This window comes from Ottowia beijingensis (genome assembly GCF_013423955.1).
Lineage (GTDB): Bacteria > Pseudomonadota > Gammaproteobacteria > Burkholderiales > Burkholderiaceae_C > Ottowia > Ottowia beijingensis.
Genome location: NZ_JACCKX010000001.1, coordinates 3,523,944 through 3,550,002, shown reverse-complemented (window position 1 = coordinate 3,550,002; position 26,059 = coordinate 3,523,944). Strand labels below are relative to the sequence as shown.

At 68.6% G+C, this 26,059-nt stretch carries 19 protein-coding genes and 7 pseudogenes; 8 read left to right on the top strand and 18 right to left on the bottom strand.

Going from position 1 to position 26,059, the window contains the following annotated elements:
• Positions 1–26: 26 nt before the first annotated feature.
• Entirely contained in the window at positions 27–389 is a 363-nt protein-coding gene (locus tag H0I39_RS17550; RefSeq protein ID WP_111868878.1) for a roadblock/LC7 domain-containing protein, read from the bottom strand.
• Positions 390–597: 208 nt separating this feature from the next.
• On the opposite strand from H0I39_RS17550, the gene H0I39_RS17545 reads away from it, so the two are divergent.
• Complete coding sequence (locus H0I39_RS17545) at positions 598–918, top strand: YkgJ family cysteine cluster protein (RefSeq protein ID WP_180551332.1); 321 nt, start codon at positions 598–600, stop codon at positions 916–918.
• 63 nt (positions 919–981) lie between these two features.
• Here H0I39_RS17545 and H0I39_RS17540 read toward each other — a convergent pair whose 3' ends face one another.
• The 3 genes from H0I39_RS17540 to H0I39_RS17530 form a co-directional block, all read right to left on the bottom strand.
• The gene (locus H0I39_RS17540; RefSeq protein WP_180551331.1) at positions 982–1,176 is read right to left on the bottom strand and encodes a hypothetical protein; all 195 of its coding nucleotides are present in this window, start codon (positions 1,174–1,176) and stop codon (positions 982–984) included.
• Positions 1,176–3,032, bottom strand: a complete 1,857-nt coding sequence (gene feoB, locus H0I39_RS17535; protein WP_373368352.1) for a ferrous iron transporter B — start codon at positions 3,030–3,032, stop codon at positions 1,176–1,178. The genes H0I39_RS17540 and feoB overlap by 1 nt, the downstream gene beginning before the upstream one ends.
• A gap of 98 nt (positions 3,033–3,130) precedes the next feature.
• A complete protein-coding gene (locus H0I39_RS17530) occupies positions 3,131–3,442 on the bottom strand; it encodes a FeoA family protein (RefSeq protein WP_180551329.1) in 312 nt (103 codons plus the stop codon).
• Positions 3,443–3,594: 152 nt separating this feature from the next.
• Between H0I39_RS17530 and kynB the strand changes: the two genes are divergently transcribed.
• The 3 genes from kynB to kynA all read left to right on the top strand — a co-directional run bounded on the left by kynB (position 3,595) and on the right by kynA (position 6,554).
• Positions 3,595–4,227 carry an arylformamidase gene (gene kynB / locus H0I39_RS17525; RefSeq protein WP_180551328.1) on the top strand — a complete coding sequence of 211 codons (633 nt, stop codon included), beginning with the start codon at positions 3,595–3,597 and terminating at the stop codon, positions 4,225–4,227.
• Between the two features lie 66 nt (positions 4,228–4,293).
• Positions 4,294–5,577, top strand: coding sequence for a kynureninase (kynU, locus tag H0I39_RS17520; protein WP_180551327.1), 1,284 nt, complete (start codon positions 4,294–4,296; stop codon positions 5,575–5,577).
• Positions 5,578–5,714: 137 nt separating this feature from the next.
• The gene (kynA, locus tag H0I39_RS17515; protein ID WP_180551326.1) at positions 5,715–6,554 is read left to right on the top strand and encodes a tryptophan 2,3-dioxygenase; all 840 of its coding nucleotides are present in this window, start codon (positions 5,715–5,717) and stop codon (positions 6,552–6,554) included.
• 64 nt (positions 6,555–6,618) lie between these two features.
• Here the strand turns inward: kynA and H0I39_RS23760 are convergent, their stop codons facing one another.
• From H0I39_RS23760 to pncB, 4 genes and pseudogenes are all read right to left on the bottom strand, one after another.
• Positions 6,619–8,190 (bottom strand): SH3 domain-containing protein, encoded by a 1,572-nt coding sequence (locus H0I39_RS23760; protein WP_180551325.1) that lies wholly within the window; start codon positions 8,188–8,190, stop codon positions 6,619–6,621.
• A complete protein-coding gene (locus tag H0I39_RS17505) occupies positions 8,187–8,768 on the bottom strand; it encodes a hypothetical protein (RefSeq protein ID WP_180551324.1) in 582 nt (193 codons plus the stop codon). Before H0I39_RS17505 ends, H0I39_RS23760 begins: the two co-directional genes overlap by 4 nt.
• Positions 8,769–8,956: 188 nt before the next feature.
• Positions 8,957–10,332, bottom strand: a pseudogene (locus H0I39_RS17500) (sodium:proton antiporter).
• A gap of 160 nt (positions 10,333–10,492) precedes the next feature.
• On the bottom strand, positions 10,493–11,716 hold the full coding sequence (gene pncB / locus H0I39_RS17495; protein WP_180551323.1) for a nicotinate phosphoribosyltransferase: 1,224 nt from the start codon (positions 11,714–11,716) through the stop codon (positions 10,493–10,495).
• A gap of 88 nt (positions 11,717–11,804) precedes the next feature.
• On the opposite strand from pncB, the gene H0I39_RS17490 reads away from it, so the two are divergent.
• A complete protein-coding gene (locus H0I39_RS17490; protein WP_180551322.1) occupies positions 11,805–12,674 on the top strand; it encodes a Rossmann-like domain-containing protein in 870 nt (289 codons plus the stop codon).
• A gap of 226 nt (positions 12,675–12,900) precedes the next feature.
• Here the strand turns inward: H0I39_RS17490 and H0I39_RS17485 are convergent.
• From H0I39_RS17485 to H0I39_RS17475, 3 genes and pseudogenes are all read right to left on the bottom strand, one after another.
• Positions 12,901–13,619 (bottom strand): annotated as a pseudogene (locus H0I39_RS17485) (nitroreductase).
• Positions 13,607–14,056, bottom strand: a complete 450-nt coding sequence (locus H0I39_RS17480; RefSeq protein WP_180551321.1) for an acyl-CoA thioesterase — start codon at positions 14,054–14,056, stop codon at positions 13,607–13,609. Before H0I39_RS17480 ends, H0I39_RS17485 begins: the two are co-directional and overlap by 13 nt.
• Positions 14,053–14,987 (bottom strand): annotated as a pseudogene (locus H0I39_RS17475) (histone deacetylase family protein). Before H0I39_RS17475 ends, H0I39_RS17480 begins: the two are co-directional and overlap by 4 nt.
• A gap of 200 nt (positions 14,988–15,187) precedes the next feature.
• On the opposite strand from H0I39_RS17475, the gene H0I39_RS17470 reads away from it, so the two are divergent.
• A complete protein-coding gene (locus H0I39_RS17470) occupies positions 15,188–15,739 on the top strand; it encodes a phasin family protein (protein WP_180551320.1) in 552 nt (183 codons plus the stop codon).
• Positions 15,740–16,293: 554 nt separating this feature from the next.
• Complete coding sequence (locus H0I39_RS17465) at positions 16,294–17,337, top strand: extracellular solute-binding protein (RefSeq protein WP_257645867.1); 1,044 nt, start codon at positions 16,294–16,296, stop codon at positions 17,335–17,337.
• Positions 17,338–17,806: 469 nt separating this feature from the next.
• On the opposite strand, the pseudogene H0I39_RS17460 reads toward H0I39_RS17465, so the two are convergent.
• Positions 17,807–18,870, bottom strand: a pseudogene (locus H0I39_RS17460) (PQQ-dependent sugar dehydrogenase).
• A 459-nt stretch (positions 18,871–19,329) separates the two neighbouring features.
• Between H0I39_RS17460 and H0I39_RS17455 the strand changes: the two are divergent.
• A pseudogene (locus H0I39_RS17455) lies at positions 19,330–19,886 on the top strand (C40 family peptidase); the annotation flags it as partial.
• A 212-nt stretch (positions 19,887–20,098) separates the two neighbouring features.
• Here H0I39_RS17455 and def read toward each other — a convergent pair.
• From def to H0I39_RS17425, 6 genes and pseudogenes are all read right to left on the bottom strand, one after another.
• A complete protein-coding gene (gene def, locus H0I39_RS17450; RefSeq protein ID WP_180551318.1) occupies positions 20,099–20,635 on the bottom strand; it encodes a peptide deformylase in 537 nt (178 codons plus the stop codon).
• 7 nt (positions 20,636–20,642) lie between these two features.
• Positions 20,643–21,110, bottom strand: a complete 468-nt coding sequence (locus tag H0I39_RS17445) for a hypothetical protein (RefSeq protein WP_180551317.1) — start codon at positions 21,108–21,110, stop codon at positions 20,643–20,645.
• Positions 21,111–21,291: 181 nt separating this feature from the next.
• A pseudogene (locus H0I39_RS17440) lies at positions 21,292–22,226 on the bottom strand (ROK family protein).
• Positions 22,223–23,770 (bottom strand): NAD-dependent DNA ligase LigA, encoded by a 1,548-nt coding sequence (ligA, locus tag H0I39_RS17435; protein WP_373368314.1) that lies wholly within the window; start codon positions 23,768–23,770, stop codon positions 22,223–22,225. Before ligA ends, H0I39_RS17440 begins: the two are co-directional and overlap by 4 nt.
• A 202-nt stretch (positions 23,771–23,972) precedes the next feature.
• Positions 23,973–24,541: pseudogene (locus H0I39_RS17430) on the bottom strand (DNA ligase LigA-related protein); the annotation flags it as partial.
• Between the two features lie 269 nt (positions 24,542–24,810).
• Positions 24,811–25,893, bottom strand: coding sequence for a cell division protein ZipA C-terminal FtsZ-binding domain-containing protein (locus H0I39_RS17425; RefSeq protein WP_180551316.1), 1,083 nt, complete (start codon positions 25,891–25,893; stop codon positions 24,811–24,813).
• Positions 25,894–26,059: the final 166 nt, after the last annotated feature.

The following is a 26,059-nucleotide window of genomic DNA, read 5'->3' as shown; positions in this document are numbered from 1 at the left end:
GGGGGAAAGCCATGGCGAAACCCTCCTCAGATCAGCTTGGACAGCGCCTCGGCGGCGCGCTTGATGTCCAGGAACAGCAGGCCCAGCTTGGCGTTCTGCTTGGCCAGCACCGTCAGCACGGCTTCGGTGCCCGACGAACTCATGATCACGTAGCCGCGCTCGCCCTGCAGCAGCACGCGCTCCAGCGTGCCGCGGGCCAGTTCGCGCACTGCGCGGTCGCCCAGCGACAGCAGCGCGGCGGACATGGCGCCCACGCGGTCTTCGTCCATGCCGGCCGGCAGGGCCGAAGCGATCATCAGACCGTCGGTGGAAATCAGGGCCGATGCCTCAACGTCGGCAGACGAACCTTTGAGCTCTTCCAGCACCTGCTGGAACATGTCAGTACGCATAATTTCTTCCTTTGTCGGTGGTAGCCCGCTTCGCCAAGTGGCCGCGGCATGCAATTGATTGGAATGCAAAACCACACCGATGACCATAGTTTCTGGAACACAGAGCCGTGCAGGCGCCACTTATTTCGCGGTCGAATGTCACACCGGTGTGCATACCCCCGGGGACTAAGAACCTAAGTATTCATTCAAGAACTTTGCTATGAAAAACATGGCAGCGAATCTCAGCCCCTGCGAGCGCTGCGGCGCCTGCTGCGCCACGTTCCGGGTGGATTTCTCGATCATGGAAACACAGGCGGGAGGCGGCGCGGTGCCCAATGGCCTGGCGCTGCCCGTCACCGCCCGCACCTGCCGCCTGCGCGGCACCGACCATCTGCCACCGCGCTGCGCGGCGCTGTCGGGCCGCGTGGGCGAGCGCGTGGCCTGCAGCATCTATGAATGGCGGCCCTCGCCCTGCCGCGAGTTCAGCGAGGGCAGCGACGCCTGTGCACAGGCCCGGCGGCGGCATCGGCTGGAGCCGCTGATGGTCTGATCGCCCGGCCAATTTGCTATTCAAAAATAGCTTCTGGCGCTTATCCAGCAAGGGATACAGGCATTATTTATCTGAATCTGCGGCTGGCGTCGCGCACGCGCCGCAGTCGCTGCAGGCATGACAGTGGCCCGCCTGGCCGGCGCCCGCACCCAGGCCCAGGCGTTTCGCGGCCAGGTTGCGCCAGCGTGCCGGCAGGAAACGCCACAGCACGTACAGCGCCGCCAGCGTGACGATCAGTGCAACGACCAGCGCCTGCATCACCCTGCCCCCATCGCCAGCGCCGTGCGGTAGGTGATGAACGCCGCCAGCCACGCCAGCCCGAACAGCTGCACCAGCATGACCAGCGGCCAGCGCCAGCCGTTAGTCTCGCGCTTGACGGCCACCAGCGTCGACACGCACTGCGGCGCATACACGTACCAGGCCAGCAGCGCCAGCGCCGTCGCCAGGCTCCAGCCATGGGCGATCAGCGGCTGCAACTGCGCCGCCACGTCGTCGCCGCTGGCCGACAGCGCATACACCGTGCCCAGCGCGCCCACCGCCACCTCGCGCGCCGCCATGCCGGGCACCAGCGCGATGGCCATCTGCCAGTTGAAGCCGACCGGTGCCAGCAGCTTCTGCAGCGCCAGCCCGATCTGCCCGGCCCAGCTGTGCAGGATGGCCGGCCCCTCGGCGCCCGGCGGCGGCGCCGGGTAGCTGGACAGGAACCACAGCAGCACCATCACCGCCAGGATGATGCCGCCCACGCGCTGCAGGAAGATGCGTGCTCGCTCCCACACGCCGAACGCCAGCTGGCGCAGGCTGGGCCAGCGGTAGGCGGGCAGCTCCATGATCAGCGGCGTCGGCCGCGCCTGGGCACCATGCGCCGCCAGGCGGTACACCCAGGCGATGGCCAGCGCGCTCACGATGCCCGCCACGTACAGCGCGAACAGCACCAGCCCCTGCAGGTTGAACAGGCCCGCCACGCGCCGCTGCGGGATGAACGCGGCGATCAGCAGCGCATACACCGGCAGCCGGGCCGAGCAGGTCATCAGCGGCGCGATCAGGATGGTGACCAGCCGGTCGCGCCAGTGCGTGATGGTGCGCGTGGCCATGATGCCCGGCACGGCGCAGGCAAAGCTCGACAGCAGCGGAATGAAGGAGCGCCCCGATAGCCCCACCCGGCCCATCACGCGGTCGAGCAGGAAGGCCGCGCGCGGCAGGTAGCCCGAGTCCTCCAGCGCCAGGATGAAGGCGAACAGGATCAGGATCTGCGGCAGGAACACCAGCACGCTGCCGACGCCGGCGATCACGCCGTCGACCAGCAGGCTGCGCAATGGTCCCTCGGCCATGTGCGTGCGCACCAGCGTGGCAGCGCCGTCAACGACCGACTTGATCGCCTCCATCGGCCACTGCGCCCAGCTGAACACGGCCTGGAACATCAGCAGCAGCAGCGCCGCCAGCAGCAGCATGCCCCACAGCGGGTGCAGCAGCACGCGGTCGATGGCGTCGTCGCGCGCCAGCGGCTGCGGCGGCGCCTGCACGCAGGCCGCCACCAGGCGCTGCACCTCGCGCTGCGTCAGCATCACGTCCTCGATGCCCGGCGGCGCGCCGGCCGCGCGCGGCGTGCGGCCGATCAGTGGGCGCCGAAAGCGCTCCAGCGCCGCCACCAGCGCGCCCGCGCCATCGCCGCGCACGCCTACCGTGGGCAGCACCGGCACGCCCAGTTCGGCCGCCAGCCGGTCGGCGTCGACGCGGATGCCCAGGCGCCTGGCCATGTCGGTCATGTTCAGCGCCAGCAGCATCGGCAGGCCCAGGCGCCTGGCCTCCAGCACCAGGCGCAGGTTCAGCCGCAGCTTGGTGGCGTCGACCACGCACACCAGCAGGTCGGGCACCGGCTCGCCGGCGCGGCGGCCGGTGACGATGTCGCGCGTGATCTCCTCGTCCAGGCTCAGCGCGTTGAGGCTGTAGGCGCCCGGCAGGTCCAGCACCACCACCTCCCGCCCGCTGGGCGACTGCAGCCGGCCTTCCTTGCGCTCCACCGTCACGCCGGCGTAGTTGGCCACCTTCTGGCGGCTGCCGGTGAGCAGGTTGAACAGCGCCGTCTTGCCGCAGTTGGGGTTGCCCAGCAAGGCCACGCGCAGCGGGCGCGTGCTGCTGGTGACGACGCGCGGCGCGCTGCCGGTGGCGTTGCCGACGCTGGCCGCCGGGTCGACGGCGGCGTCCTGCGGCCGGTTCACGTGCTGGCCTCGAGGCCGGTGGCGGCGGCCGGGCGCACGCCGATCAGCGCCGCCTCGCGCGCGCGCAGCGCGAACGTGGCCTGGTCGCCCACGCGCACCGCGATCGGCTCGCACCCGGCGCGCGCCTTGGCCACGATGCGCACGCTCTCGCCCGGCAGAAAGCCGAGCTCGATCAGTCGCAGCAGCACCTCCTGGTCGTCGGCGCTGGCGGGCTGGTGCAACTGCGCGATGACGCTGCGCGCGCCCACGGGCAAGGCGTGCAGCGGCAGCATCGCCGCAGCGTCGGCGGCGGAATAACCGGCGTCCATCTGGCTTCCATTCAAATGACAATGATTCTCATTTTAGTGCGCCGATGACGCGCCGCCTTGACGCAGATCAGCCGTTTTTCGTCTGCGGCGACGGCGCCGCGAGTTGGAAAAACCGACACCACGCCGCGCGCAGGCGGTTAACGTCGCAGGCCATGGCCACGCCACGAATCTGGGACATCTCGCCGCCTGTACACGCGGGCGCGCCCGTGTTTCCGGGCGACACGCCGTACGCGCAGCACTGGAGCGCCGAGATCGGCCCTGGCTGCCCGGTCAACGTCAGCGCCCTCACGCTGTCGCCCCACGTCGGCGCGCACGCCGACGCGCCGCTGCACTACGACCCGGCGGGCGCCGCCATCGGCGCGCTCGACCTGTCGCCCTACCTCGGCCCGTGCCGCGTCATCCACGCCATTGGCGTGCGGCCGCTCCTGCTTTGGGAGCATCTTGCGCACGCTGTGCAAGGCCTGCCGCCGCGTGTGCTGGTGCGCACCTACGCGCGCATGCCCGTCGAGGCGTGGGATTCTCAGCTCGCCGCCTTCGCCCCCGACACCGTCGAGCGCCTGGCCGATGCCGGCGTGCAACTCATCGGCATCGACACCGCCAGCATCGACCCGGCCGACAGCAAAACCTTGGACAGCCACCAGGTCATCCGCCGGCGCGATCTGCGCGTGCTGGAGAACCTGGTGCTCGACGACGTGCCCGAGGGCGACTACGAACTCATCGCCCTGCCCCTGAAACTGATGAGCGCCGACGCCTCGCCGGTGCGCGCGGTGCTGCGGTCTTTGTGAACAAAATCGGCCTCCAGCGCCCATCCATCAAGCGCTGGCAGCTATCTTTTTGAAGAATCCGACACCATGATCTCTCAGCAAGACTGCCGCCAGCGCGATGCCGATGACCCCCTGCGCACGCTGCGCGACCTGTTCGATCTGCCGCCGGGCGTGATCTACCTCGACGGCAACTCGCTCGGCGCCCTGCCCCGCGCCGTGCCCGCGCGCGTGGCGCACGTGGTGGCGCAGCAATGGGGGCAGGACCTGATCAAGAGCTGGAACAGCGCCGGCTGGTTCGCGCTGCCGCGCCGCGTGGGCGACCGCATCGCCCCGCTCATCGGCGCCGGCGGGGGTGAGGTGGTGGCCACCGACACCACCTCGATCAATCTCTACAAGGTGCTGTCGGCGGCGCTGAACATTGCCGCGCAGGACGCACCCGGCCGCCGCACCATCGTCAGCGAGCGCAGCAACTTCCCCACCGACCTGTACATCGCCGAGGCCCTGTGCCGCGAGCGCGGCTGCACGCTGAAGCTGATCGAACCGCACGAGGTGGCCGCCAGCCTGACGCCCGACGTGGCCGTGCTGATGCTCACCCACGTCAACTACCGCACCGGCGCCATGCACGACATGGCCGCCGTCACCGCCGCCGCGCACGCCGCCGGCGCGCTGGTGGTCTGGGACCTGTGCCACAGCGCGGGCGCGGTGCCGGTCGACCTGAGCGGCGCGCAAGCCGACTTCGCCGTCGGCTGCGGCTACAAGTACCTGAACGGCGGCCCCGGCGCGCCCGCCTTCGTGTGGGTGCACCCGCGCCACGTGGCGCGCTGCTGGCAGCCGCTGGCCGGCTGGTGGGGTCATGCGCAGCCGTTCGCCTTCACGCCCGACTACCAGCCCGCCATGGACATCACGCGCTACCAGTGCGGCACGCAGCCCATCGTCAGCCTGTCGGCGCTCGACTGCGCGCTGGACGTGTTCACGGCCGCCGACCAGCTCGGCGGCATGGCCGCGCTGCGTGCCAAGTCGCTGGCGCTCACCGACCTGTTCATCGACGCCGTCGAGGCGCTGTGCCCCGGCGCTTTCACCCTGGTCACGCCGCGCGAGCACGCGCGGCGCGGCTCGCAGGTGTGCCTGACGCCGACGGCGCAACTGCCCGCCGGCAGCGCCTACGCCATCGTGCAGGCGCTGATCGCGCGCGGCGTCATCGGCGACTTCCGCGCCGGCGATGCGCAGCAGCCCGACATCCTGCGCTTCGGCTTCACGCCCCTGTACCTGTCGTTCGACAACGTGTTGGGCGCCGCCCAGGCCCTGGCCGAAGTGGTTCGCACGCGCGAGTACGCACAGGCGCGCTTCCACCACAAGCAGGCAGTGACTTGAACAGCCGATACCGGACGCAGAGGATTCGCAGAGGGCGCAAAAAATTCAAAAAAGTTTGGTTCTTCTTCTGCGCCCTCTGCGTCATCTCTGCGTCCTCTGCGTCCGACTGTTGAACCTCGACGCCCCAAGGAGCCCCCATGACCACCCCCGAATCCATCGTCCACCAGGAAAAGGCACAGCTCGACTTCTCGGGCAGCATGAGCTACGGCGACTACCTGCACATCGACCAGATCCTGAGCGCGCAGCACCCGCTGTCGCCCGCGCACGACGAGATGCTGTTCATCATCCAGCACCAGACCAGCGAGCTGTGGATGAAGCTGCTGCTGACCGAACTCGGCAGCGCCATCGCCGACGTGCGCGAAAGCCGCCTGCCGCCCGCCTTCAAGAAGCTGGCGCGCGCCAGCCGCATCATGGAGCAGCTGGTGCACGCCTGGGATGTGCTTGCCACCATGACCCCGCCCGAATACAGCGCCATCCGGCCCTATCTGGGCCCGTCCAGCGGCTTCCAGAGCTTTCAGTACCGCTGCATCGAATTCGCGCTGGGCAACAAGAACGCCGCCATGCTGCAGCCGCACGCGCACCACCCAGAGCGGTTGGCGCTGGTGCGCTCGTTCCACGAGGCGCCCTCGCTGTACGACGAGGCGCTGCGCCTGCTGGCCCGCGCGGGCTTCGCCGTGCCCGCCGGCCACCTGCAGCGCGACTGGACCCAGCCCTACGAAGCCAGCGACGCCGTCGAGGCCGCGTGGCTGCAGGTGTACCGCGCGCCCGAGCAGCACTGGGACCTGTACCAGCTGGCCGAAAAACTCACCGACCTGGAAGACGCCTTCCGCCTCTGGCGCTTCCGCCACGTCACCACGGTCGAGCGCATCATCGGCTTCAAGCGCGGCACCGGCGGCACGGGCGGCGTGAGCTATCTGCGCAAGATGCTGGACGTGGTGCTGTTTCCCGAGCTGTGGCGGCTGCGCACCGATCTATAGAAAAAGAGCCTCCAGCGCAGTACTGGCCTGCGCTGGAAGCTCCTATTTTGATAGCATTTGTGGATCAACGGCCCGCGGGCAGGTACGCCGAATCTCCGGCGAAGATCACCGCGCGGTCCAGCAGGTGGGGGTTGGCTTCCAGCAACCGCGGGTAGCCGACCTTCTCGCGCCGGGCGATGGTCCACAGGTTGTCGCCCTCCTTCACCGTCACGGTGCGCTGGCCGTCGCGCGAGGGGTTCATGCGGCCGGTGTTGTCGTTGTTGCCGCGCTCGGCCTCGTAGGTCTTGACCATGTCGCCGCGCACCCAGCCCTCCTTCACCTGGTCGGTCTGGTTGCGGCCCTTGACCTTGAGCCACTCCTGACCTTCGGCGTCCACCTGCTTCTGACCGGTGGCGTCGAGGAAGGAGCCCATCTGCACGATGCCCACCTTGCCGGCGTCGATGGACGGCTCGCTGCGGATGTTGGCGCCGCGGTACGGCTGCACCTGGATGCGGAACGGCTCCGGTGACGGCGCTTGTTCCGGCTGCGGCTGCGGCTGCTCGGGCGGTTGACTGGCCTCGGGTGCCTTGGCGTAGTCGTCGATGCCCGAGCTGCGGATGATCGTGCCCTCCACGCCCGCCACGCCGTCCAGGCCGCCCTTGAAGCCGGTCTGCGTGTGCTGGCCGTCGCGCATCACCAGTTCGCCCGTCTGCACCGCGGTGAGCTTGGGGTCGAGCAGGTGCACGGTGCCATGGCTGAAGCCCGCCACCGTGCCGGCGAGCAGGTGCGGCGCCTTGTCGGCCGCCACCTCGTACTCGGTCGACGTCTTGTGCATGTCGCGCCGTTCGTCGCCGCTCAACTGGGCCAGTTCGCTCACGTCGGCGGTCAGCATGGTCTGCTTGACGGTGATGGGCTGCTGGCTGCCGGTGTTGGCCGTGGCCAGCGTGCCGGCGTCCACCACGGTGCCCGGCGCCACCGCCGTGCTGCGCGACATCGACGTGGTGATGCTGCCGAGGTCGTAGATGCCGTCCGACACCGACTGGCCGTAGGGCTTGATGGGCAGGCCGCCCCACTTGCCCTTGTCGGCCTGCGCCTTCTCGCCACCATCGCGCACCTTCAGCGTGGCGCGGTCGGTGACGTCGATGCGGTCGGTGATCGAACCCGGCGCGGTGGTGCTCGGGTAGTCGACCCGACGGGTGAACGTCGATTCGCGGTCACCGCGCAATTCAGCGCCTTCGGCGCCCTTGGTCTGCAGCTTGGACGCCAGCGGGATTTTCTGCGTCAGCTTCGACAGCTCGGCGTCCGCCTTGCCCTCCAGCGCCATGCGCTGCGTCTGCGCGACCGAGAACTCCTGTGCCGTCATGTGGTCCTGCAGGAACTTCATGTCGGCATCGCTCACCCCGGCGGCGCGCAGCAGGCCGGGGTTGACGCGGCCATGCTCGCTCAGGCCGTTCACCAGGTTGTTGGGGCTGCTGTCGATGAGCTGGGCATTGTGGGCCGCCAGCGGCAGCGCCGCGACCGAACCCATGCCCGGGGCCACTGCCCCGGCGCGCACGGCGTCGTCGGTCATGTCGGCCGCCTGCACGCGCTCGTTGATTTCGGCACCGCGCGCCGCATCCTGGGCGTTGGCGAACCTCATCTCCACGGTGTTGGTCACTTTGGGGCGCCTTCGCCCTTCAGCTTGCCCTCGAACCCCATCGGCAGGCCGCCCGGCAGCGTGGGGCCGGCGCCCTTGCCGACCTTGAGCACGCCCTCCAGCCCCATGCCCGCGGCGCTGGACTTGGCGTAGCTGACGGTGTAGGTGCTGTTGGCAGTGTCGGCGTCGCGCTGGACGCTGATGCTGTGCTTGACCTGGCCCTTGGCGGTGATCAGCACGTCGGCGTCCACCTTGCTCTTGCCGCCCGCGGCCGGTGCCGCCGACGCACCGCCCTTGACCGCCGAGCGGCCGCGCGTGAGCCGCAGGGCCCCCGACAGTTCGGCCTTGGCGTCGGCGGCGGTGCTGGACACCGCCGTGTCGCCCTTGCTGTCGAGCCGGGCGATCTTGTCGCCCCAGCTTTTCTCCCTGGTGAGCTGCCCGATGCCGTCCGTGACCGGCTTCAGCCGTGCCAGCTGGTCGCTGACGAAGTTCTTGCGCGTCTGGTCGGCCTGGCGCAGCCTGGTCTGGAGCCAGTTCTCCTGGCGCGGCGGCGCGGGTTGGTAGTGGGGAATGACGCGAGGTCCGATGGGCCCGGCCATTGACTGCTCTCCTGCATGCGCGGTATGACGATGCGGGCGATTGCAACCCAGGCGCGCGGCCCGGACAAGCTGACACGGTTCCGTACGGAACGACCCCAGTGCCGCGGACACACGCCTGTCACGAAGCCGTGGCAAGAAAAACCCGAGCGCATCGGCTCGGGTTCTCTTGCGGTGGCGGGCGCGCCGCGTCAGCGGAAGAACAGGAAGGTCAGGATCACGAACAGCGGCACCAGGATGCCGAAGCTCCAGGCCATGTAGCCGAAGAAGCTGGGCATCTTCACGCCGCGGTCCTCGGCGATGGCCTTGACCATCAGGTTGGGCGCGTTGCCGATGTAGGTGAGCGCGCCCATGAACACGGCGCCGGCCGAGATCGCCGCCAGCGTGGTGGCCAGCGGGCCCATCAGCTGCACCGGGTCGCCCCCGGCGGTGTTGAAGAACACCAGGTAGGTGGGCGCGTTGTCGAGGAAGCCGCTGAGGATGCCGGTGGCCCAGAAGTACATGGCCGGGTTGGGCGAGCCGTCGGCGTTGGTGACGGCGCGCACCACGGCGCCGAACGGGCCGTTGACGCCCGCCTGCAGCATGGCGATGACCGGGATGATGGTCAGGAAGATGCCGGCGAACAGCTTGGCCACCTCCTTCATCGGCTCCCAGTTGAACTGGTTGCTGGCGTGTACCCCCGCGGCGTGATGGCCAGCGAGATGAAGGTGACCACCACCATGCCGATGTCGCGCACCACGCCGGGCAGGGCCACGTCGGTGCCGTAGATGTTGAACACCACGCCGGGCTTCCACACGCCGCTCATCAGCACCAGCGCCACCACGCAGCCCAGCAGCACGAAGTTGATGGCGCCGTCGAAGCCGAAGCGGGCGTCGTCGGGCGTCGGGTCTTCGCGCCGCACGCCCTCGTTCTTGTACATCCAGCTGTCGAGCAGGAAGAACATGATGAGCAACACCACCATCAGGAACAGCGTGTCGGGCCAGATGTGGGCCGCGGTCCAGAAGAAGGTGATGCCCTTCAGGAAGCCCAGGAACAGCGGCGGATCGCCCAGCGGCGTGAGCGATCCGCCGATGTTGCTGACGATGAAGATGAAGAAGATGACGACGTGCGCGCTGCTCTTGCGGTTGTCGTTGGCGCGGATCAGCGGGCGGATCAGCAGCATCGACGCGCCGGTGGTGCCCATGATGCTGGCCAGGATGCCGCCCACCAGCAGGATGCCGGTGTTGAGCACCGGCGTGCCGTGCAGGTTGCCGCGGATGTAGATGCCGCCCGAGACGGTGAACAGCGCCGTCAGCAGCAGGATGAAGGGGATGTATTCGGCCAGCAGCGCGTGCACGAAGCCCTCGGCCGCCACGGCGGGGCCGAAGGTCAGCGCGAACGGCACCAGAAACGCCAGCGCCCAGGCGGCCGCGATCTTGCCGAAGTGGTGGTGCCAGAACTGCGGCGCCACCAGCGGCCAGATGGCGATCGACAGCAGGATGCCTACGAAGGGCACGGCCCACAGCACCGACAGCTGGCTGCCGTCCAGCGATGCAGCCTGCGCCGGTGCCGCCTGCGCCAGCAGCATCAGCAGCGCGCCCAGGCGACTGAACCACAGGGATGGGCGGCGGGTGATGGTGGTGGTTGCTGGATTCATGCCTTTGAAGTCGCAGGTTGGTTGTGAATGAAATCGGGACTCAGCGCCCGCCAGTCAAGCGCGGGCAGCTACTTTTAACATAGCAAACCGATCAGCGCAACAGCGGCGCCGGCCGGTTGATGGGCACCGCCGGTGGCGGCGCGGGCAGGTCGAACACCTGGCGCAGGTAGGTCAGGTAGCCCTCGTCCTCCACCATGGTCTTGCCCGGCGTGTCGGAAATCTTGGCCACCGGCTGGCCGTTGCATTCGATCATCTTCAGCACGATCTGCAGCGGCTCGGGGCCGACGTCGTTGGTCAGGTTGGTGCCGACGCCGAAGGCCACCTGGATGCGGCCGTCGAAGCGCTCGAACAGCTCGATGCAGCGCGGGATGGTGAGGCCGTCGCTGAAGATGATGGTCTTGGTGCGCGGGTCGCAGCGGTTGGCGGCGTAGTGCTCGATCATGCGCTCGCCCCACTTGAAGGGGTCGCCCGAGTCGTGCCGCGCGCCGTCGAACAGCTTGCAGAAGTACATGTCGAAGTCGCGCAGAAAGGCGTTCATGCCGTACACGTCCGACAGCGCGATGCCGAGGTCGCCGCGGTATTCCTGCGCCCACTTCTCGAACGCGAACACCTGCGTATCGCGCAGGCGCGGGCCCAGCGCCTGGCAGGCCTGCAGGTATTCGTGCGCCATGGTGCCCATGGGGCGCATGCTCAGTTCCTTGGCGAACAGCACATTGCTGGTGCCGGTGAGCTGCCCGGTGGCGCCCAGGCGCTGCTGCATGGTCTGCAGCACCTCGCGCTGCCATTCGCGCGAGAAGCGCCGGCGCGTGCCGTAGTCGGCGATGCGGATGCCGTGCAGCGCGGGTGTTTCGACCAGCCGGAGCTTCTCATCCAGTCGGCGGCGGCCCTCGGCCAGGTCCAGGCCGGGCGCGGTGTTGCGGTAGTACACCTCGCTCACGATGGCCAGCACCGGAATCTCGAACATGATGGTGTGCAGCCAGGGGCCGCGCACGCGGATGTCGATCTCGCCGTTGGGCTGCGGCGTGAGGGTGATGTACTTCTCGTTCAGCTTGAACAGGCCGAGAAAGTCGACGAAATCGCTCTTGATGAAGCGCATCGAGCGGAAGTAGGCCAGCTCGTCCCCGGTGAAGCGCAACTCGCACAGCTGGCGGATCTCGTCGCGGATCTCGTCGACATACGGCGCCAGCTGTACGTCGGGCGAGCGGCACTTGAACTTGTATTCGACCTCGGCGCCCGGAAACTGGTGCAGCACCGCCTGCATCATGGTGAACTTGTACAGGTCGGTGTCGAGCAGGCTTTGGATGATGCCGGGCATGGGGGTGTCTCTCGTCGCGGCGCCCCATTCGTCGGGGGCGGTGCATGGCAGTGTAACGACATTGCACCGCGCGCCCGCACAATGCGGCATGCCCCGCGAACCCCTCGCCCCCGCCCTGCTGCGCCAGCTGCGCGCCATCGACCGGCACCTGCCCGCCCCGCGCGTGCGCCGCCTGCACCTGCCGCCGGTGCTGCCCGAACGCCCGCGCGAAGCCGAGTTCTGCGCCATCGAGCTGGCCGACGGCGCCTTCGGGCTGTCCTATGTGCTGCTCGACCAGTCGCTGGCGCAGCTGATCGCGCGCCACCGGCCCGCCGGCGCGGGCGATGCGCCGCCGCTGGTCGGCGCCGATGCGCTGGCGCTGGCGGCCGCGTTCGGCGGCAGCGACGGCGCCGCCAACGCGCTGGCGCTGGCCGCCATCAACGCCCTCACCCAATCGGCTTGGCGGCGGCTGGGCTACGCGCCGCCGGCCGCGGACAACTCGGTGGGCGACGTGGCGCTGGCGCCGGGCGACCACCTGGGCATGATCGGCGGCTTCACGCCGCTGGTGCGGCAGGTGCTGAACGTGGGCGCTGCGCTATCGATCGTGGAGCTGGATGCGCAGAAGGTGCAACGGCTGCAGGCCGAATTCCCGCAGATCCTGGCAACGCTGGACCGCGCCGCGCTGGCGCCGTGCAACAAGATCGTCGCCACCTCCACCATGCTGCTGAACGGCACACTGGACGCCATGTTGGCCGCCTGCCCCGCCGCCACCGAGTTCGCCCTCATCGGCCCATCGGCCGGGCTGTGGCCCGATGCGCTGTTCGAGCGCGGCGTGACGCGGCTGTGCGGCACGCAAGTAGTCGATGGCGCGGCCTTTGCCGAGGCCATGCAACGCGGCGAGCGCTGGGGCGGCGCTGCGCGCAAGTTCGCCATCGACCGTGCGGCATGGCCGGGCTGGCAGGCGCTCCTGGCGGGGTGAAGCCAATCCTGTTTTGATAGCTGCTCGCGCCCATAAGACAATGGTTTCAGGTCATTTTGGCTTGAAACCAGTGTGCAGCAAGCGCTACCCACTATGAAATTTGCATTCATGTGGGAGCGGGCTTGCCCGCGATGAGGCGCCTCGTCGCAACCAACGCCTGATCGCGGGCAAGCCCGCTCCCACAAACACAAACTCAAACACAAGCCCTGGCCCTGCGCCAGGCCGTTCATTCGACCCAGTGCGTGAACGTCTGCACCGGCTCGCGCGGCGTGAAAAAGCTGTTGACCGGCGCGCTTTCGTCGGCATAGCCCAGCGACATGCCGCACACCAGCATCTCCTCGGCCGAGGCGCCGATGAGCGGCAGGATGATGGAGCCGAAGTTGTTCCACGCCGCCTGCGGGCAGGTGTGCAGGCGCGCGCGCGCGCCGCCAGCATGATGTTCTGCAGGAACATGCCGTAGTCCACCAGGCTGCCCTGCCCCATCACGCGGTCGAGCGTGAACATCAGGCCCACCGGCGCGTCGAAGAAGCGGAAGTTGCGCTGGTGTTGCGCGTGCATGGCGTCCTTGTCGCCCTTGCCGATGCCCAGCAGGCCGTACAGGCTCCAGCCGTTCTGGCGGCGGCGGCCCAGGTAGGGCTCGACCCAGTGGCGCGGGTAGTAGTCGTAGTCCTCGCGGAACTTGGTTTCCAGCTCGGGGTGCTGGCGCAGCTCGTCGTGCGCGGCGCACACCTTCTGCACCAGTTCATCCTTCTTCGCACCCTGCAGCACGTACACCTTCCATGGCTGGGCGTTGGTGCCGCTGGGCGCGCGGCTGGCCACGTGCAGGATGCTTTCGAGCACCTGGCGCGGCACCGGCGTGGGCAGGAAGGCGCGGGCCGAGAAGCGGTTCTCGATGGCCGCGTCGACGCTGGCCGGGTCATTGATCTTGGCGCTTACTTGGGACATTGCAGTTGCTCCAGAACTTGCTTCAGGTTGGCCGGCAGCGGCACCGGCCGCTGCGTGGCGCGATCGACATACACATGCACGAAATGGCCCTTGGCCGCCGTCATCGGCGCGCCTTCGGCGAACAGGCCGACCTCGTAACGCACGCTGCTGCTGCCCATGTGCGCCACGCGGATGCCGGCCTCGATGGCCTGCGGGAAGGCCAGCGATTCGAAGTACTGGCACTGCGTTTCCACCACCAGGCCGATGACCTCGCTTTTCGCCGTATCCAGCACGCCCTGCTCGATCAGGTGCGCGTTCACGGCGGTGTCGAACCACGAGTAGTAGACGACGTTGTTGACGTGGCCGTACTGGTCGTTGTCCATCCAGCGGGTGGTGATGGTGCGGAAGGCGCGGTAGGCGTCGCGCGGCTCGGGCTGGGGGCGGGCGGGCTTGTTCATCGCGCTGCATTCTGCCAGCGGCGCCAGTATTCGGCGGCGATGTCGAAGGTGTTCATCTGCACCTGCACGGTGGTGGCGATGTCGTGGCCGTAGCCGCCGCCCATGCTCAGCGCCAGCGGCAGGCGGCGCGCCCAGGCCCACTCGAACACGCGGCGGTCGCGCGCCAGCAGGCCGTCGTAAGTCAGCTTCAGGCGGCCCAGGCGGTCGCCCTCGTGCGGGTCGGCGCCGGCCAGGTAGAACACGGCATCGGGGCGAAAGCGGCTGTCCAGCTCGACCAGCGCCAGATCCAGCGCGTCCAGATACGCCGCGTCGCCGGTGCCGTCGGGCAGGCCCACGTCCAGGTCGCCCGCCACCTTGCGGAAGGGAAGTTCTTCTCGCCGTGCAGCGACAACGTGAACACGCTGGCGTCGCCACCAAAGATGCTGGCCGTGCCGTTGCCCTGGTGCACGTCGAGGTCGATCACCGCCACGCGCGGCGGGCGTGCCAGGCCTTGTGCCGCCATCAGATCGTGCTGCAGCCGGCGCGCGGCCACGGCAACGTCGTTGAACACGCAGTAGCCGCTGCCGGCGGCCGCGCTGGCGTGGTGCGTGCCGCCGGCGATGTTGGCCGCCACGCCCTCGTGCTGCGCCACGCGCGCCGCCTGCACGCTGGCACCCACCGAGCGGCGCGAGCGCTCCACCATCGCCTCGCTCCACGGAAAGCCGATCTCGCGCTGCGCCCGCGCCTCCAGCGTGCCCTGCGCCACGGCGGCGATGTAGGCCGGCGTGTGCGCGAGCGCCAGATCGGCGTCGCTGGCGGGCTCGGCCTGCGCCAGTGTCACCTCGGGGCGCTCGGCGGCCAGCCGGTCGCGCAGGCGCGCGTACTTGCCCATTGGAAAGCGGTGCCCCGGCGGCAGCGGCAGCACGAACTGGATGGAATAGAACGCTTTCATGACAACCGGGCGCGGGCCGCGCCTGCACGGCGTTGTCCGGATTTAGAACACCGCATCTAAAAATGCTGCGCCGCACCAAAACGGCTTGCAATCACCGCCCCAGGCCCTAAAATCCATCCCATGCTGCACTGCAACATAAGAAGTGGTTCAGGAGCGGCAATCCAAGCGAGTTCCTATCCACCATTGTCCAGGAGATATTTATGCTGACCCCCGAACAACTCGTCGCTTCCCAGAAAGCCAACATGGAAACCCTGTATGGCCTGACTTCCAAGGCCTTCGAAGGCATGGAAAAGCTGGTTGAGCTGAACCTGCAAGCCACCAAGGCCGCCCTGAACGAGTCTGCCCAGCACACGCAAGCCATGCTGTCCGTGAAGGACGCGCAAGAGCTGCTGGCGCTGCAAGCCAGCCTGTTCCAGCCGCTGGCCGAGAAGGCCGCTGCCTACAGCCGTCATCTGTACGACATCGCTTCGGGCACCAGCACCGAGTTCACCAAGGCTTTCGAAGGCAAGGTTGCCGAGAGCCAGGCCCAGTTCGCCGCCCTGGTGGACAACGCCGCCAAGAACGCCCCCGCTGGCTCCGAGACCGCCGTCGCCATGATGAAGAGCGCCGTGGCCGCCGCCAACAACGCGTTCGAGTCGGTGCAGAAGGCTGTCAAGCAGGCTTCCGACGTGGCCGAAGCCAACTTCGCCGCCGTGACGACCAGCGCCACCAACGCTGCCAAGAGCGCCTCGGCCGCTGCCAAGAAGCGCTGATTCTGTAAGCCACGGTCTGCGCACAAGCTGCAGACCGCACGGCCTTCAGAACTGACCCAGGCACTTTGCCGGTTCACCGAGCCGGCAAAGTGGCCAGAGCAAAGCCCACACCACCCGTCGGTTTTGCTCTGGTGCAAGAAGACACCATACGCTTGTCTCCTCGGGTCCTTTCGATACCGCAAGGTTCAGGGATCCCTTCAAGGGCTGATCGCAAGATCAGCCCTTTTTTATGACCGCTGCTGGCACCGCCTTCTTCCATTTCCAATTCAATGCGTCAATCACCGTCATCCCGGCGAAGGCCGGGATCCATGTTTCTCCGCACACGCCGTCTGGATTCCGGCTTGCGCCGGAATGACGAGATATGGCAGCTTTGATCTGGAATTGAATTCGTCATCGGCGCCGGTGCGGCCGCGGCGCCCGCCCCACCGAACGGCCCCCGCGGTGTCAACCGCGCCACTTTTTGTTGCGTTGCATCAAGCATGACGATTGAGAACCATTCTTGTTCACGTTATCATCCACCCGTTCACAATTCATCCAATCAAGGAATGCACAGCATGAAAAAGCAAGTGGTCGCGGTCGCCGCGCTGGCGTCGCTGGTGTGGGGCGCCGCCGCGCAGGCGCAGGAGCTGAACCTCTACTCGGCCCGCCATTACTCCACCGACGAGGCGCTGTACGCCGACTTCACCAACGCCACCGGCATCAAGATCAACCGCGTCGATGCCGACGACGCCGGCATCATCGCGCGCCTGAAGGCCGAGGGCAGCGCCTCGCCGGCCGACGTGATCCTGCTGGTGGACGCGGCCCGCCTGTGGCGCGGCGAGCAGGACGGGCTGTTCCTGCCCGTGAAGTCCAAGCTGCTCGAAGACGCCATCCCCGCCAGCCTGCGGGCCACGCCGGCGGCCGATGGCGGCATTCCGTGGTTCGGCTTCTCCACCCGCGCGCGCGTGGTGGTGTACGACAAGGTCAAGATCAAGCCCGAAGACGTCGACACCTACGAAGAACTGGCCGACCCCAAGCACAAGGGCAAGCTGTGCATCCGCAGCGGCGCGCACCCCTACAACCTGAGTCTGTTCGGCGCCGTGACCGAGCACCTGGGCGCGCAGAAGGCCGAGGCCTGGCTCAAGGGCCTGGTGGCCAACATGGCGCGCTCGCCCAAGGGTGGCGACACCGACCAGATCAAGGCCGTGGCCAGCGGCGAATGCCAGATCGGCGTGACCAACAGCTACTACCTGGCGCGCATGATGCGCTCCGACAAGCCCGAGGACCGCGCCGTGGTCGAGAAGGTGGGCGTGGTGTTCCCCAACCAGAGCACCTGGGGCACGCACGTCAACATCGCCGGCGCGGCGGTGGCACGGCACAGCAAGAACCAGGCGAATGCGATCAAGTTCCTCGAATACCTGGCCAGCCCGTCGGCGCAGAACTACTTTGCCAACGGCAACAACGAGTGGCCCGTGGCCAAGGGCGTGGTCACCGAGAACCCGGCCCTCAAGTCGATGACGGGCGGCGGCCAGTTCAAGGCCGAGACCATCCCCATCAGCGCCGTCGGCGCCAACCAGGTGAAGGTGCAGCAGATGCTGGACCGCGTGGGCTTCAAGTAAGCCTGACGAAATGACGAAATGACGAATGACTTCGCTGCGCTTCAACCTAGAAACGGCAGTTGGATGCGCCCGAGCGTGCCGTGCTGGGCGTGCCAGGCAAGGCGCGAGGAGGCCGCAGGCTACTGCCTGCAACGACGAGCAACGCCGCATGGCGCGGCCAGCGCGGCGCGATCGGGCGCATAGCGCGCTCACCCAACAGGTGAACGTGATCGAAGCCGTGAAAGTCAGTGCTCATGCGGGGTAGCCAAGGATGACAAGCGGTCAACTGCCGTTTCTAGGTTCAATGACAAATGGCGCATTCGTCATTTGTCATGCGGCGCCAGCCGCGGTCATTTGTCATTGACTTGAACGCCAAACGGTACGAACCATATAAGGGAGTATGTATCTCCAGCACCCATCACACGGGCGCTGTCGACTACCTACAAGGGGAGTATCTGCCTGCTCCCCACCGCTCACCCCCTCGCCACCCTCACAGCGGCAGCACGCGAATCAGCCGCCCGTTCGGGCTGTCCGTCACCACGTACAGCAGCCCGTCCGGCCCCTGGCGCACGTCGCGCATGCGCTGACCCACGTCCTCCAGCAGTTTGTGCTCGGCCACCACCTTGCCGTCCTTCAGCTCGATGCGGTTCAGGTACTGGAACTTCAGCGAGCCGACGAACAGGTTGCCCTGCCACGCCGGGCCGTAGCGGTCGCTGGTCAGAAAGGCCATGCCCGAGGGCGCGATGGAGAGCGTCCAGTGGTGCAGCGGCTGCTCCATGCCGGGCGCGGCGCTCTTGCCCGTGCCCACCGGACTGCCGCCGTAGTTCACGCCGTGGCTGATCTGCGGCCAGCCGTAGTTCCTGCCGGGCTGCGGCAGGTTGATCTCGTCGCCGCCCTGCGCGCCGTGCTCGTGCATCCACAGTTGCCCATCGGGGCCCCAGGTGGCGCCCTGGCCGTTGCGGTGGCCGTAGCTCCAGATCTCGGGCAGCGCGCCGGCCTGGCCGACGAAGGGGTTGTCCTTGGGCACGCTGCCGTCCTTGCCCACGCGGATCACCTTGCCGTGGTGGTTGTTCAGCGTCTGCGCGTCGTCGCGGCGCGAGAAGCGGTCGCCCAGCGTCATGAACAGCGTGCCATCCGGCTGGCCATCCACCCGCCGCTCGACGATGCGGCAGCCGAAGTGCAGGCTGCTGCTGTACTTGGGCTGCTGGCTGAAGATCACCTTGACGTCGGTCAGCCGCTTGCTGTCGTCCGACAGGCGCGCCCGCGCCAGCGCCGTGCTGTTGCTGGTGCCCTTGCCCGGCTCGCTGAAGCAGAAGTAGACGGTGCGGTTGCGGGCGAAGTCCGCATCGGTGATCACGTCCAGCAGGCCGCCCTGCCCGCCGGCCATCACCTCGGGCAGGCCCTGCAGCGGCGGCTGCAGCTTGCCGTCGGCTCCACCACGCGCATGCGGCCGGGGCGCTCGGTCACCAGAAAGCGCCCCTCGGGCAGAAAGGCCACCGCCCACGGGTGCTGCAGGCCGCTGGCCACGGTCTGCGCCTTGGGTGTCTGCGCCATGGCAGACCACCCCACGCCGCCCAAGGCCAGCCCGGTTACTACCAATTTAATAGCTGTTTGCGCATGTCTGTTATGGCTTGAAGGCAATTTTTCTCCTTTTCATGCTGCGCGGCCCACCAGCCGCCACAGGCCCATTGTGCTGACTGCGACCGGCCCGCGCACGCCGGCAGCGCCGCCGCGGCGCGTGCCATCTGCCAGCGCACCGGCTTTGCGCCATATCAGCGATCGGTGATAAACACGTATCAGCGTGTGTTTTTAACGGCATCTTCCAGGTAAACCCTTGATAATCGGCGGGTTTTGCAAGGACAGGTGAACGGCGCCTTGTCCTACACTACGCCAGCTCCCCTGAACAGGGTAGCCATTAATAAGAAAGCGTTCGCAACAGGCTCACTGCGGCGGGTGCTCCCAGGCTTTCAGGCCAATTTTTTGCTGACGAAGCCTTCGACACACATCAGGTTCATGTCCAAGAAGAAACTTGCCGCGCTGACTCTGCTTGCCGCCACCGCCCTGCCCGCCGCGCACGCCGCCCCCGGCCAGGATGAAATCGAGAAACTGCTGGTGCAGAAAGGCCTGGTTGCCCGGCTGGGCGACACCATCCACCAGGCCACCGACCGCGCCGCCGATCTGATGAAGAACGCCATGGGCGCGCTGGGCGTGCCCTACCGCCTGGGCGGCACCTCGGCCGAGACGGGTTTCGATTGCAGCGGCTTCGTGGTCGCCATGTTCCAGCAGACCATGGGCCTGGTGCTGCCGCGCACCGCCGCCGACCAGGCCGCGGCCACCGCCAAGATCGAAAGGCCGAGCTGAAGCCGGGCGACCTGGTGTTCTTCAACACCATGCGCCGCGCCTACAGCCACGTGGGCATCTACATGGGCGACGGCAAGTTCATCCATTCGCCCCGCACCGGCTCGCAGGTGCGCGTCGAGAACATGAACATCAGCTACTGGCAGACCCGCTTCAACGGCGCACGCCGCGTGCTGACCAACGACCAGATGGCCCAGGCGCCCTCCAGCGCATCGCGCGTGATCGACCGCGACTCGCCCGCACCCACCACGGTGCGCCTGGGCGGCAGCTTCGGCAAACCGAAAGCCGCCAGCACACTGGCCGACCTGCCGCAGGGCGGCGAAAGCATCTGAGGCGTCGACGCCTCGACAGGTTTTACCTCCTCCAAAGGTACAGGGCCCGCAAGGGCCCTTTTTGGGCGCGCCGATAGCACGCGCGGCGGCGGTCAGTCGTCGCTGGCGTTCAGGCCGGGAAACAGCACCTCGGTGAAGCCGAAGCGCGTGAAGTCGCGCACCCGCATCGGGTACAGCGTGCCGATCAGGTGGTCGCACTCGTGCTGCACCACGCGGGCATGAAAGCCTTCTGCATCGCGCTCGATGGGGTCGCCGTAGGGGTCGAAGCCGCTGTAGCGGATGCGCCGCCAGCGCGGCACCACGCCGCGCAGGCCGGGCACCGACAGGCAGCCTTCCCAGTCCTCCTCTTCCTCGTCCGACAATGGCGTGATGACGGGGTTGCACAGCACCGTGCGCGGCACGGGCGGCGCGTCGGGGTAGCGCGGGTTCATGGCGCCCGTGCCGAAGATCACCAGCTGCAGGTCGACGCCGATCTGCGGCGCCGCGAGACCGGCGCCATTGGCGGCGTGCATGGTCTCGAACATGTCGCGCACCAGCAGGTGCAGTTTGTCGGTGTCGAAAGCGCGCACCGGCTGCGCCACGCGCAGCAGGCGCGCGTCGCCCATTTTCAGGATGTCGTGAATGGCCATGCCGCGATCATCGGGCATGCGCGGCCGTCGCGCACTCAGGGCCGGCGGACACCGCCCTCGCGCCCGCCCCGGAAGCCGCCGCCGCGCCCCAGTTGCCGCCCCCGCGACCGGGGTTGCCCTGCCAGTGGTTGCCACCGCGGCCCGGGTTGCCCTGCCAATGGCTGCCGCCGCGCCCGGGGTTGCCGCGCCAGTGGCGGTCACCCCGGCCGTGCCAGTGGCTCCCGCCACCCCAGCCGCCCCAGATGCCCAGCGACACGCTGGGGCGCCAGTAGGGGTAGTAGCCCGGCGCGCCGTAGTAATACGCCGGCGCCCCGTAATACGCGCTGCCGTAGTACGGCGCATAGGCGGCGCCCGAATAGACCACCGGCGCGCCGATCTCGTACGGCTCGGCCGACACCACCACGCAGCCGCCCAGCAATGCCAGTGCGGCACCGGCCGCACCCAGCGCCACGCGCCGTGTCAGGAAGATGAACACTCAACCGCCATGTCCGCTGCTCCTGTAAGGCTTCAACACCGGGCAGCCGCTTCCTGGAAGCTGCCCGTACCACCGCATGGTAGTCCGGTCATGTAAAGCACGCCGGGCTGCGCGACATCGCAAGCGGCCCCAACTTCAAGGTACAAACGGCTTCAAGCCATTGCCCAACAAGCGCAAGCAGCTATCCATTTGATACTTCCGGTCGAGCAGCCAGCCACGCCGCACCGCGCACGCCCGACGAATCACCGTGCCGCGCCGGCGCCAGCACCGTGCGCACGCTGTCGCTGAACACCTGCGGCGCCCACAGGCGCGGCACCGCGTCGTACAGCGCCGCCACGTTGCTCATGCCGCCGCCCAGCACGATCACGTCGGGGTCGAGCAGGTTGATCACCTGCGCCAACGCGCGCGCCAGGCGGGCCGCGTAACGCTCGACGCTGGCCTGCGCCGCCGCATCGCCCGCGCGCATGGCGGCCACCACCTGCGCCGCGTCCAGGCGCTGCCCCGTCATCGCCGCATGGTCGGCCGCCAGCGCGGGGCCGGACAGCCAGGTCTCCACGCAATCCGCCCGCCCGCACCAGCAGACGCGCGGTGCGCGCTGCTCGCCCGGCTCGGGCGGCAGCGGGTTGTGCCCCACTCGCCCGCGATGCCGTTGCGCCCGTGCAGCACCTGCCCCCGCACGGCGATGCCCGCGCCCACGCCGGTGCCCAGGATGGCGGCAAACACCACTTCGGCGCCCGCGCCAGCGCCGTCGGTGGCCTCGCTCAGCGCCAGGCAGTTGGCATCGTTTTCCAGCCCCAGCGGGCGCTGCAGCAGCGCCTGCAGGTCTTCGCGCAGCGGCTGGCCGTTGAGCGCCGTGGAATTGGCGTTGCGCACCCGGCCCGTCAGCGGCGACAGGCTGCCCGGAATGCCGATGCCCAGCGGCAGCCCCGTCGCGCCCAGGCGCTGCTCGGCCTGCGCCACCAGCCCCGCGATGGCGCGCAGCGTGCCTGCGTAATCGCCCTGCGGCGTGGCCACCCGTTCGCGCAGCAGAAAGGCGCCGTGCCCGTCCAGCGCGGCGATCTCGATTTTGGTGCCGCCGAGGTCGATGCCCAGGCGGATGCCCGGCGCGCCACTCATGCAGCGTCGCCCAGCAGCGCACGCATCTCGATCTCGTCGATCACCGCCACGCCCAGTTCGCGCGCCTTGTCCAGCTTGCTGCCGGCCTCCTCGCCCGCGACGACGTAGTGCGTCTTCTTGCTGACGCTGCCCGACACCTTGGCGCCGGCAGCCTCCAGCATTTCCTTCGCCTCATCGCGGCTCAGCGTGGGCAGGGTGCCGGTCAGCACGAAGGTCTTGCCGGCCAGCGGCAGCAGCGCGGCGGGCGCCGGTTCGCCTTCGGGCCAGGTGATGCCGACCGCGCGCAGCTGTTCGACCACCTCGCGGTTGTGCGGCTGCTGGAAGAAGGTGTGGATGCTCTCGGCCACCACGGGGCCGACGTCGGGCGTCTGCAGCAACTGGTCCGTGCTGGCGGCCATGATGGCGTCGAGCGTGCCGAAGTGGCGCGCCAAGTCCTTGGCCGTGGTCTCGCCGACGTGGCGGATGCCGAGCGCGAACAAAAAGCGCGCCAGCGTGGTCTGCTTCGATTTTTCCAGCGCATCCAGCAGGTTCTGCGCCGACTTGGCGGCCATGCGCTCCAGCGCGGTCAGGGCGACGAAGCCCATGCGGTACAGGTCGGGCAGCGCCTTGACGACATTGCCGTCGACCAGTTGCTCGACCAGCTTCTCGCCCAGGCCCTCGATGTCCATGGCGCGGCGGCTGGCGAAATGCAGCAGCGCCTGCTTGCGCTGCGCGGCGCAGAACAGGCCGCCGGTGCAGCGGTGGTCGGCCTCGCCTTCTTCGCGAACCACGGCGCTGTCGCACACGGGGCAATGCGTGGGCATGCTGAACTCGGGCGCGCCGTCCACGCGCTTGTCGGCCAGCACCGAGACGACTTCCGGGATCACGTCGCCCGCGCGGCGCACCACCACGGTGTCGCCCACGCGCACGTCCTTGCGGCGCGCCTCCAGTTCGTTGTGCAGCGTGGCGTTGGTCACCGTCACGCCGCCGACGAACACGGGGGCCAGCTTGGCGACGGGCGTCAATTTGCCGGTGCGGCCCACCTGCACGTCGATGGCCTGCACCGTGGTCAGCTGCTCCTGCGCTGGGTACTTGTGCGCCACGGCCCAGCGCGGCTCGCGCGTGACGAAGCCCAGCTCGCGCTGCAGTTCCAGGCTGTCCACCTTGTACACCACGCCGTCGATGTCGAACGGCAGGCTGTCGCGCTGGGCGGCCACGGCGGCGTGGAATGCTATCAACTCAGAAGCGCCCTGCGCTGGCTGCACAAGGTCGGAAACGGGAAAACCCCAGGCCTTGAGCGCTTGCAGCACCTGCCAGTGCGCCGCGAAATCCGGGCCACCCGCGTCGGGCGACGTGACCTCGCCCAGACCATAGGCATAGAAGCTCAGCGGGCGCTGGCGCGCGATGCCCGAATCGAGCTGGCGCACCGCGCCGGCCGCGGCGTTGCGCGGGTTGACGAAGGTCTTCGCGGCCTTGTCGCCGGCAGCCATGCGTTCGCGCATGCGCTCGTTCAGCGCCTCGAAGTCGTCACGGCGCATGTAGACCTCGCCGCGGACTTCGAGCACCGGGGGATGGGCCAGCCGCCACCCTCACCCCGGCCCTCTCCCGCCAGCGGGAGAGGGCGTGAAGACACGGCCGTCTCAGCGTCCGTGGTCTTGCCCCCTCGCCCCTCTGGGGAGAGGGCTGGGGTGAGGGGCTGGTTCGCCAAGGGCGCGGTGCTGCCCCCACCCCCGCCCTCCGCCAGCGGGGATGAAGCGAAGCCAGCCGCAGCGGAATCTGCCGGATGGTGCGGATGTTCTGCGTCACGTCCTCACCCGTCTCGCCGTCGCCGCGCGTGGCGGCCTGCACCAGCACGCCGTGCTCGTAGCGCAGGCTGATGGCCAGGCCGTCGAACTTGGGTTCGGCCACGTAGTCGATGGGCGCGCCGGCCAGCGCGGCCTGCGCGGCGGCGCACAGCGGCTCGGCGCGGTAGCGGGGGTCGGTGGGCTTCAGTTCGGTGCGGCGCTGCTCGCTGGCCAGGTGGTTGCGCACCTGTTCGTCGAACTTCTCGGCACCGGCGGGCGTGGTGTCGGTCTCGGTGCGGATGCTGAGCATGGGCAGCGCGTGGCGCACCGGGGTGAAGCCCGCCAGCACCGCGCCGCCCACGCGCTGGGTGGGCGAATCGGGCGTGCGCAACTCGGGGTGCGCGGCTTCCAGCGCCTGCAGTTCCTGGAACAGGCGGTCGTACTCGGCGTCGGGCAGCTCGGGGCATCCAGCGTGTAGTACTGGTGCGCGGCGCGCTGGATCAGGCCCCGCAACTCGGCGGCGCGGGCTTCGATGGATGCTTCAGTATTCATAGCTGCATGCGCTTGTCGGGTGGGCGCGGAAGGGCTATTTGACCATGGAAATCACAGCGGGCCTGCTGTCGGGATGAGCGCCGCTGGCCCCACCCCGGCCCTCCCCAGCGGGGAGGGAGTCAACACCGGACTGCGCAGCCAGCCCAGCCAATCGCCGCGGAGCAGGTCACGCGAGGAACGCCGTGGAAGGGCTTGGCCCGCCCGCTGGCGTTGCCCCCTTCCCGCGCAGCGAGAGAAGGGGGCAAGGCGCGCGAGCGCCTCAGGGGCTGTCAACTGAACAGCCGGCGCGCCTGAGCCGAGCCGGCGGCCAGGTCGTGCTCGTCCAGCGTGTCGTACAGGCGTTCCAGGTCGGCGCCGATGGTGTCGATCATCTCGGGGCGCAGGGGCTGGCCGGCGTCGTCGGTGATGACGCCGCCCATGCCCTCGGCCAGCGCGAAGGCGGCGTCGCGCAGGCGCGCGAAGGGCTGCTCGTTGCGGTGCACCTGCGGCACGTCGAGGTTGAGCGTGACCTCCTGGATGGCCGAATGCGCCGGGTCTTCCGACAGCGCGGCCTGCGGGTCGAAGCTGAGATCGAGCACCGGCGGCAGGCCGGGCTCGCTGGACGGCAGCACCATGCGGCCCGGGATGACGCCGGCCACGAAGCCCAGCCGCGCAGCCTGCTGGTGCACGAAGCCGGGGCTCCACGCCGAGCCGCGCGCGCGCAGGGTGAAGCCGAGCTGCGCATCGTGCTGGCCGGCGAACTGGTCCAGCTCGCGCGCGCGGGCCACCTCGTGCAGCATGTCGGGGAAGTCCGGCGCGCCACCCACGGCATCGGCATAGCGCTGCGCCTTCATGACGAATTCGGAGTATTCGATCTCGTTCAGCGCGCCGGTGCGGTTGGCCAGCTGCACGCCGGCCTGCAGCGCGGTGTAGCGCTGGCCGGCGATGGGGTGTTCCCATTCGCCGCTGTCCTCGTTCTGCGCCTCGACGGCGAAGGGCTTGCTGCCGACGCGGCGGGTGGCCGGCAGCGCGGCCAGCAGCGCATCGCCCGAGACCACGCGGCCATCCAGCGCGATGGGGGCGATGACGTCGATCAGTGCATCGAGCCGCGGGCGCTTGTCGGGCACGGGCAGCGGGCCCAGCGGCTGCAGGGCCGACGGGGTGTCGAACGCAGGCTCGACGCGCTCGGGCGCCGGCGCGCCGCTGCTGCCGTCGATGGTGGGCTCGACCCGCTCGGCCACCAGCGGCGCGGGCTGCGACTCGGGCTGCGCCTGCCGCGGCTCGTTGCGCCGCGCGTTCCAGGTGTTGTAGGCGATCACGCCGCCCAGAATCAGCCCGCCGGCCACGGCCAGGCCCACTTGCAAGGAACTCATGTTGGACGCTCTCCCAAGATGCGCCGTGCCAAGGGGAAGAACGTGGTGCTGGCCACGCCTGCGGTTGGCATAGATATGGTTTTGATAGTGGCTTGCGCTAGTCCCGCCTTGTTTTCAAATGAAAAACGTCTGAAAACCTTGTGCGGAAAGCGCAGGCAGCTATGGT